Origin of the sequence: Variovorax rhizosphaerae (genome assembly GCF_037889975.1) — a bacterium.
Lineage (GTDB): Bacteria > Pseudomonadota > Gammaproteobacteria > Burkholderiales > Burkholderiaceae_C > Variovorax > Variovorax rhizosphaerae.
Genome location: NZ_JBBKZT010000082.1, coordinates 1 through 4,923, shown reverse-complemented (window position 1 = coordinate 4,923; position 4,923 = coordinate 1). Strand labels below are relative to the sequence as shown.

General features: G+C 64.1%; 5 protein-coding genes and 2 pseudogenes. 4 read left to right on the top strand and 3 right to left on the bottom strand.

Going from position 1 to position 4,923, the window contains the following annotated elements:
* Positions 1–167: 167 nt before the first annotated feature.
* Entirely contained in the window at positions 168–1,199 is a 1,032-nt protein-coding gene (locus WKW82_RS40215; RefSeq protein WP_340348799.1) for a zinc-dependent alcohol dehydrogenase, read from the bottom strand.
* 482 nt (positions 1,200–1,681) lie between these two features.
* A complete protein-coding gene (locus WKW82_RS40210) occupies positions 1,682–2,359 on the bottom strand; it encodes a lipid-binding SYLF domain-containing protein (protein ID WP_340348798.1) in 678 nt (225 codons plus the stop codon).
* Positions 2,360–2,629: 270 nt separating this feature from the next.
* Here WKW82_RS40210 and WKW82_RS40205 point away from each other — a divergent pair, with 270 nt between their 5' ends.
* Genes WKW82_RS40205 through WKW82_RS40195 form a run of 3 tightly spaced genes read left to right on the top strand, consistent with a single transcriptional unit; the run spans position 2,630 to position 3,897 of the window.
* Complete coding sequence (locus WKW82_RS40205) at positions 2,630–3,235, top strand: hypothetical protein (protein WP_340348797.1); 606 nt, start codon at positions 2,630–2,632, stop codon at positions 3,233–3,235.
* 42 nt (positions 3,236–3,277) lie between these two features.
* A complete protein-coding gene (locus WKW82_RS40200) occupies positions 3,278–3,661 on the top strand; it encodes a hypothetical protein (protein ID WP_340348796.1) in 384 nt (127 codons plus the stop codon).
* 11 nt (positions 3,662–3,672) lie between these two features.
* A complete protein-coding gene (locus WKW82_RS40195; protein WP_340348795.1) occupies positions 3,673–3,897 on the top strand; it encodes a YMGG-like glycine zipper-containing protein in 225 nt (74 codons plus the stop codon).
* Positions 3,898–4,072: 175 nt separating this feature from the next.
* Here WKW82_RS40195 and WKW82_RS40190 read toward each other — a convergent pair.
* Positions 4,073–4,258, bottom strand: a pseudogene (locus tag WKW82_RS40190) (hypothetical protein); the annotation flags it as partial.
* A 385-nt stretch (positions 4,259–4,643) separates the two neighbouring features.
* Between WKW82_RS40190 and WKW82_RS40810 the strand changes: the two are divergent.
* Positions 4,644–4,787 (top strand): annotated as a pseudogene (locus WKW82_RS40810) (IS6 family transposase); the annotation flags it as partial.
* Between the last annotated feature and the right edge of the window lie 136 nt (positions 4,788–4,923).

Genomic DNA, 4,923 nt, shown 5'->3' with positions numbered 1-4,923 from the left:
ACTCGGCTTGATCAAGAAGGTCACGCATACCTATCGCTACTACTTGACGCGACTGGGCCGTGCCGCCATCGCCGCAGCGTGCTCGCTCACGCGATTCAACATCGTTCCGGCTATGGCTGCTGCGCATTGAAGTCTTTGCAAGAAAGATCAAAACTCATCCGTCTAGTCTAAGGCTCGTCTGTCAGGCGCAAGACGACGCGGCCTTCGATGTCACCCTTGCGCATGCGATCGAAGATGGGGTTGATGTTCTCGATGAGGTCTTCGCTGAACACGGTGTGAACCTTGCCCTCGCCGGCGAAGGCAAGGGCCTCCTGCAGGTCCTTGCGGGAGCCGACGATGGAACCGCGCACTGTCTTGGCGTTGAGCACCACGTCGAAGATCGGCAGCCCGAACTCGCCCGGCGGGAGTCCCACCATCGACATGGTGCCGCGCTTGTGCAGCATGCCCAGGCCCTGGGTGAACGCGCCGCGCGCGGCCGCGGTCACGAGCACGCCATGCGCGCCCTTGAGCTCACGCTGCAACGTCGCCACCGGATCACCGGTGGCCGCATTCACAACCATGTCCGCTCCCACCTCCTGCGCCAGCTTGAGCTTTGCGTCGTCCACATCGACCGCCACCACGTGGAAGCCCATGGCCTTCGCGTACTGCACCGCCAGGTGGCCCAAGCCGCCCACACCGGAAATCGCCACCCAGTCGCCCGGCCGGCAATCGAGCACCTTCAATCCCTTGTAGACCGTGACGCCGGCGCACAGCACTGGCGCTATGGCAGAAAAGCCGATATTGGCCGGCAGGTGCCCGACGTAACCCGGATCAGCCAGCACGTATTCAGCGTACGCGCCATTGACGGTGTAACCGGTCATCTGCTGCGAATCGCACAGGGTTTCCCAACCAGTGATGCAGTGCTCGCAATGCCCGCAAGAGGTGTGCAGCCAGGGCACGCCAACCCGGTCGCCTTCCTTCACGTGCTTCACGCCGGCGCCCACAGCGGCCACGTGCCCCACGCCTTCGTGGCCGGGGATGAAGGGCGGATTCGGCTTGACCGGCCAGTCGCCTTCCGCAGCGTGCAGGTCGGTGTGGCATACGCCGGAGGCCGCCACCTTCACCAGCACCTGGCCCGGTGTGACCTCCGGCACAGGTACTTCCTCGATCTGGAGTGGCTTGCCAAACTCATGAACCACGGCAGCTTTCATCGTCTTCATCACGGCCTCCTGAGTCGCTGGGGCATACCATTGTGAGCACGCGCGCCGAGCGACCCAAGCGTGGTTGCAGGCTGATACAGGCGCGAATGGCGGAAGAGCAGGCAAAAACACCGCAGCAGCAGGCGAGGCTCGCATCTGCGGCCATCGACCGCTTGCCTGGCGCAGGTTTGCAGACCTGGACCGATGCTCCCGGCAATTTCTTTGCCGTGCTAGGCAGGTCTGGTTGCCAACGGCAGAAGCGGGCCTTACCATACGCCGGCTCCGCAACGCGGGTTGTCGAGTCCAGCGAATGGTTCGGCCTGGACTTGTCGGCACGCAACGGTTGCTTGCCCGAGGATCACGCATGTCATGGCACAGTCGGGCAGGGTCGTGATCGCGCAGGGTGCGCAGGCCGGGAAGTCACCGAAGCGAGGCTGCCTCACCAGCGCTCGGGCTTCCGACAGCGCTGCGCATGAATCAGGTCAAGCCGATGAAGTCCGGTCCTATCTCGCCCATTCGCTGAGGCCGTTGGCGCGCAGCCGCTTCACGCTCGCTTGCAAACCCTGCGCAGCGGGCGTGCTGACCTGGGGATCGAAGAGGATCGACAGCGCTGTGGCCGGCTTGCCGTAGTAGGCCTCATTGAGCGGCGGGCGCGCGCTGAGCACGGAGCCGTCGACGGCCAGCCCGAAGAATGCGACGCCCTTGTCGTTGGAATAGGCCAGGAAGTCGGTTGTCGGCGTCGCGCCGACGTTCATCCCCTTGTCCCAGAAGGCGAAGGACGCATCACCGCCAAACTTGAGCATCGCCGGATTGTTGTAGAGCGAATTGAGCGCGTTCTGCGTGTTGACCAGCACAACCAACTCCGCCCACGACGCGCCGAGCTGCAGTCCCAGGCTTGCCGCGGAGAGGGTGTAGAAGGCCGGGCCTCGCCACTCGTTGTTGGTCTTCGGGTCACGCACAAGCAGAACGCCGGTGCCGCCAGCGCCAGCGAGCACGAAGCCCGCCTTGATGATCCGCGGAAAGATCAGCACGCCCCCGGTCTGCGCCACGTCCACCGTGACCTCGGCCTGGGCGACCAGGGCCTGTGCATCCTCCGGGACAGCGGCCCGCGCCGGCCGCCTCGCGATGACAAGCCCGGCGGCCCCGGTGGCCAGCATGAAGTTCCTGCGTGACTTGTCCATGGCCACTCATTCACGCCAGAGGCGTTGCGGAAGCATTGTGCGCGGGCAAGGCGCTTCGCGCATTGATTTGCGTCAGGGCGACGCCGTGCAATGGTTGCGACAAGGACCAGCGGCACCAGCGCCACGATTACCGCGCGCCAGCTGGCGGAGGGGGCAGGGCGGGGAATCCTCCGGGGGCTTTCATTGAGGAGACTCTGATCTGCATCAAGCCCGCTCTGGCGCGCAAGGCGCATGCTTACTCGTGGTTGGGCAGCAAAGAAAGGCCATGTCATGAAGAAAGCAACGTGGGTCATCGTTTCGGCGGCGCTTTGCGCCGCCTCCATCGCGGTCGACGCAAAGGACAAGGCTACGCCCGATGCGGCGATCGTGGGCGCCACCCAACCTGGCAAGGGGGTCGTCGCGGGGGTGGTCGACGTCACTGCGACCGTCGAGTCGGTCGACAAGGCAAGCCGGCACCTGACTATCAAGGGTCCCAAGGGAAATGTGTCCTCCCTGGCCGTCGGCCCGGACGTGCGCAACTTCGACCAGATTAAGGTAGGCGACCGCATCCGGGTCCGCTACGCGCAGGCGCTGACGCTGACCCTGATAAAGGACGGCAAGCAGATGCGCAGCAGGACCGAGACTGTGGATGGCGGCGCGGCGCCCGCGGGCGAGCGTCCGGCCGGGGTGGTAGGCCAGAAGGTCGAGGTCACGGCCGACGTGATCGGCGTCAATCGCAAATCCGGGATGGTCACGCTGAAGGGGCCGGAACACGAGGTGGACATGCGCGTGCGCGATCCGGACCAGCTGAAGCTGATCAAGGTGGGCGACCAGGTCCACGCGGTCTACACCGAGGCCGTTGCACTGCTGGTGGAGGCGGCGCCCAAGAAGAAGTAGGGCTGCAACGCCAGCCGGGGGCAACCTTTCAAGGAGAACACGATGAAGACAAGGCGGACATGGCGATGGGCGGCAATTCCGATGCTCGTTGCAACCATGGCGGCATGGAGCAACGCCAGTGCGGACGAAGTTCCATTGGTGACCGGGGAGCATTGGGCCCGCTCCAGCGAGCAGGTCAAGAAGGCCTATCTGGTGGGTATGGCCAACGTGATGCTGGTCGAGCGTGCGTATCAGGCGGCCAACGCGCCGCCCGATGCGCAGAGCATCATTCCGCGAGCGGTCAGGGGGCTGAAGGGCCAGAGCCTGGACAGCGTTCGCGAGACGCTCGACCGCTGGTACGCCGCGCATCCTGATCGCCTGCAGCGGCCGGTCATCGAAACCCTGTGGTTCGAGATGATCGTGCCCGGTGTCAACAGAAATCCCTGAGGAGACAAGATATGAAGCACACCGGATGGATCATGTCGATCGCCGTGGCAGCGCTGTTGCCCGGTTGCACGAACATGAGCCCGCAGCAGCAGGGCACCGTGAGCGGCGCAGCCATCGGGGCCGCGGCAGGCGCAGGTATTGCAGCCATCGCTGGTGGCAGCGGCTGGACGGGCGCAGCCGTGGGCGCCGTTGCCGGCGGCGTGGCCGGCAATATCAAGGGAGGCAGGTCACAGTGAGGGTGGCCGGGGAGACCCCGCCACCCAGCGCAGCGATGAGCACCGTGTGGACCGGCCTTGCGAATGCCGGTTTATGGCCAATTTTGTTGAAAAACTCGGTTTCGGCAGTAGTACGACGCATTCGATTTCAACGCAGGAGGCGTCGAAGGTGCACTCGACGTACCGTGCGACCTGCCGCCAAGTGCAACTCGTCGTCGACGCGCAGATCACCAGTGCGCGCGGCCGCCGCCACGGCCTCCACGCCGGCGCGTACGCGCGCGAGCAATGGCGCAAGGAACTCGCTCGCTCTGGCTGGCAATTGCAGCCTGGCGTGGTGACGCCGCGCTTCCGAATTCCAACGCTCATCGAGAAGAAACAGCTGCAAAGACTCCGTGACCGCAATTGCTAGTTGCATTTTCCGCTGGAAATCATGCTGGTGTGCGTGCGCTGGTACGCGGCCTATCCGCTGAGCCTGCGGCAGCTGGAAGGAGATGATGGCCGAGCGCGGCCGGCAAGCGACCTGACCCATGTCGTCTACAAGGGCTCCACGCCGGCGCTGACCGACGTGATGGGCGGCCACGTGCAGCTCAAGTTCGACGGCATGGCGATCTCGCTGCCCATGATCAAGTCGGGCAAGATCAAGGCCTTTGCTGTGGGCCCAAGCGTTCGCCGTTACTGCCCGATGTGCAGAATTCTGGCGCGCACATCTCCATGCTCACCTATACGCTGGTCGCGCCGGACCGCAACGATGTGTGCAATGGCATCACTTCAAGGTCTTCGACTGTGCCGCGGTGACGATTGCCGGCGTCGAGTTGCTGCACCGAGTTCGCAAGGGTCAGTTCAATCTCGGTCGGCTGCATGTTTGGGGCCAAGCCGCGCCCGCGATCTGGAAGGCTGTGCTTTCGGCATGACCTGCGCGGCCTTCCGTAGACGTCACTAGTGTCCTGAGTTAGAAATTCATTGAATTAATTGTCTGCCGGCGGATCAATCGTGTAGTGTGGCAACACGACGAGGTGATCATGAGAGGCAGACCCAAGACACAACTCG

Coding starts and splice junctions, on each gene's coding strand:
- WKW82_RS40215 (WP_340348799.1), bottom strand. CDS start 1,199: ATGAAGACGATGAAAGCTGCCGTGGTTCATGAGTTTGGCAAGCCACTC.
- WKW82_RS40200 (WP_340348796.1), top strand. CDS start 3,278: ATGAAGACAAGGCGGACATGGCGATGGGCGGCAATTCCGATGCTCGTT.
- WKW82_RS40210 (WP_340348798.1), bottom strand. CDS start 2,359: ATGGACAAGTCACGCAGGAACTTCATGCTGGCCACCGGGGCCGCCGGG.
- WKW82_RS40205 (WP_340348797.1), top strand. CDS start 2,630: ATGAAGAAAGCAACGTGGGTCATCGTTTCGGCGGCGCTTTGCGCCGCC.
- WKW82_RS40195 (WP_340348795.1), top strand. CDS start 3,673: ATGAAGCACACCGGATGGATCATGTCGATCGCCGTGGCAGCGCTGTTG.